At 51.8% G+C, this 2,593-nt stretch carries 2 protein-coding genes; both read right to left on the bottom strand.

Annotated features, from left to right (window positions below; genetic code table 11):
* Nucleotides 1–81: 81 nt before the first annotated feature.
* The gene (gene istB / locus DRW07_RS18200) at nucleotides 82–837 is read right to left on the bottom strand and encodes an IS21-like element helper ATPase IstB (RefSeq protein ID WP_124029388.1); all 756 of its coding nucleotides are present in this window, start codon (nucleotides 835–837) and stop codon (nucleotides 82–84) included.
* Nucleotides 838–851: 14 nt separating this feature from the next.
* Nucleotides 852–2,396: an IS21 family transposase gene (gene istA / locus DRW07_RS18195; RefSeq protein ID WP_124029387.1), complete on the bottom strand. Its 1,545-nt coding sequence runs from the start codon at nucleotides 2,394–2,396 to the stop codon at nucleotides 852–854.
* Nucleotides 2,397–2,593: the final 197 nt, after the last annotated feature.

Below are 2,593 nucleotides of genomic sequence, written 5' to 3'. Positions count from 1 at the left end.
TTGCGTATTCTGCTGAACGTGAACACCGATTCTGGCGCATCGTGAACACCTGAGATTTCCCGCATTGGGCGAAGCTTATTTTTACGCTAAGTGTTCACCATCGGTCAACTCTGAGCGTGTTTTGCGCATTGATTCTCCCTTTAATTTGATTCGGTGAGCGTTGTGCATCAGACGATCCAATATGGCGTCTGCCAGCGTATTGTCGCCGATGGATTGATACCATTGATCGGTCGGTAACTGGCTGATGATCACAGTCGATGAGTGGTTGTTCCTGTCGTCCATGATCTCCATTAGGTCGTTCCGTTGAGCGGCTTTTAGTGGTTCGAGCCCCCAGTCATCCAGTATGAGCATGTCGAGCTTGGCGAGCTGCTGCAGGGCTTTGCTGTAACTGCCATCAGCTTTGGCCTGTGTCAGTTCCAACATTAATCGGGAGAGACGATAGTATTTGGCACTGTAGCCTTTCATACAGGCTGTATGGGCCAGCGCACAGGCCAGGTAGGTTTTACCGCAACCGCAAGGGCCGGTGAGCAACAGGTTCTGATGTTTGTGCAACCAGTCGCATTGCAGTAACGCGGCCATTTGCGATTGCTTTAATCCTCTGGGATGGCCGTAATCGATGTCCTTGGCGGTGGCATGTAACTTGAGCCTGGCGGCTTTAAGTAATCGTTGTTGTTTACGCTGCTCCCGCTCCAGTTGCTCTGCATCTGCCAGTAGCTGAATACGCTCTGCGAAGCTCAGGCTATCATAGTTGCCAGGTTGTTCATGTTGCATGGCCAGCGCATCGGCCATACCGGTCAGTTTCAGGTGCCGCAGTTGGGCTAAGGTGGTGTGTATCATGCTGGTGTCCTTGTTTAGTGGAAGCTATGTGGGCCGCGGATATTCTCGTGCGCTTGGGGAAGATGCGCTCTGCTGTCGTCATGCTTACGGTAAAGCCTGTCCTGATTGGAGGTCAGGATGGCTTTGATGTGTTTTAGCCGGTACAGGTGCTGCTGATTGGCAATGGCACAGGCATTGTTCAGCCGTTGTGCTGGATACTGACGAGAGAGGTTGAGTATCCCTAAGCAGACACGGTACGCCTGCTCTTGGTGTGGTTTACTGTCCAGTTGGTATTTTACCCATTTCAGTACCTCATCACCGATATCCTTTGCCCAGTTCATCAGTCTTCCCGGCGTCCAGTTCTGATGTTTCTCGTGCCGGGTGGGCATATGGCCCGGTGTCGTCGTCATGCCGAGTCGGTATTGCCTGGGATGACTGGCTACCACGTTGTTGTGGAAGTACAGCGTGACCATGGTATTGCTGGCATGCACATCAACGCGCTCACCAACCAGGTGATGGGGCACCGAGTAGAGATGGTCGTCATACTGGATGTGGTAATCGATATTCACTTTCACCGTTTTGATGTCAGTGTATTCGTAAGACTGCTTGGGCAGTGGAGACAACGCGGGTTTATCGAGACTGTCGAACCAGGACTGGCGGGAGCCATTAAGCTGTTTAAACGGCCGGTTGTTGACGTCTTTGAGTAAGGCAGCAATGCAGGCATTCAGCTCTGACAGTGAGAAGAAGGTGTGATGTCGCAGTCTGGCCAAGATCCAACGTTCTATGACCTGTACACCGGTTTCTGCCTTGGCTTTATCCTGAGGCTTGTAAGGTCTGGCAGGCACAATGGCGGTACCATAATGCGCGGCCAGTTGTTGGTATGCCGGTGTCACTTCAGGGTCGTACCGACAGGCTTTGGTCACGCCGCTTTTGAGGTTATCCGGGATCACTAACTGCGGCACGCCGCCGAAGAAGCTAAAGGCCCTGGCATGGCTGCCCAGCCAGTCCGGTAAGCTTTGCGTCCAGGTTGCTTCAGCATAGGTATAGTTCGACGCGCCCATCACTGCGACAAACACCTGGGCTTGTCGCACTTCACCCGTACTGGCGCAGGCGATGGGCATCGTCTGACCTGCATAGTCAACAAACAGCTTTTCGCCCGCTTTGTGAATTTGGCGCATTGAGCGGCGCTGTTTCTTCAACCACACCTGATAATGGTGACAGTATTGCGGGTAACTGTAACAACGGTTGGGGTACTGTTGGGTGTACTCTTCCCATAACAGGTGCTTAGTGACACCTTTGCGGGTCAGCTGTTGGTGTACTTCCCGCCAGTCCGGCATTTCAAATTCGAATGATTGGCGCGTATCAGCTTCAGGATAAAACTTACCTGCCAGTTGCACATCATCTAACTGTGCAATCATCGGCCAGTCCAATTCCATTTCCTGGGCTTTGCTCACTACCTTGGATACAGCTCCGACGCTGACGCGTAGGCTACGATGGATCTGCCTGACACTGAGGTCGCCATGTAAACGCAGGCGCAGTATTTCTCTTAATTGTCGCATTGATAATCTCTTGGTTGGCATGTCCATTCCCCACAGCAAAAGGGAACAGATTAGCAGTCAAAAATATCAATGCGGGAAATCGATTCTGGTTCGTGAACAGTGATTCTGGACAAGGGCTAAAAGTGTTCACCATCAGACCAGAATAGGTGTTCACGATGTGCCAGAATCAGTGTTCACGTTCGTCCAGAATGAGTGTTCATGATCGGCCAGAATATGCA

Source organism: Paralteromonas sediminis (assembly GCF_003820355.1).
Lineage (GTDB): Bacteria > Pseudomonadota > Gammaproteobacteria > Enterobacterales > Alteromonadaceae > Alteromonas_F > Alteromonas_F sediminis.
The sequence above is the reverse complement of the archived record's forward strand: the minus strand, read 5'-3'. Positions and strand labels throughout refer to the sequence as shown.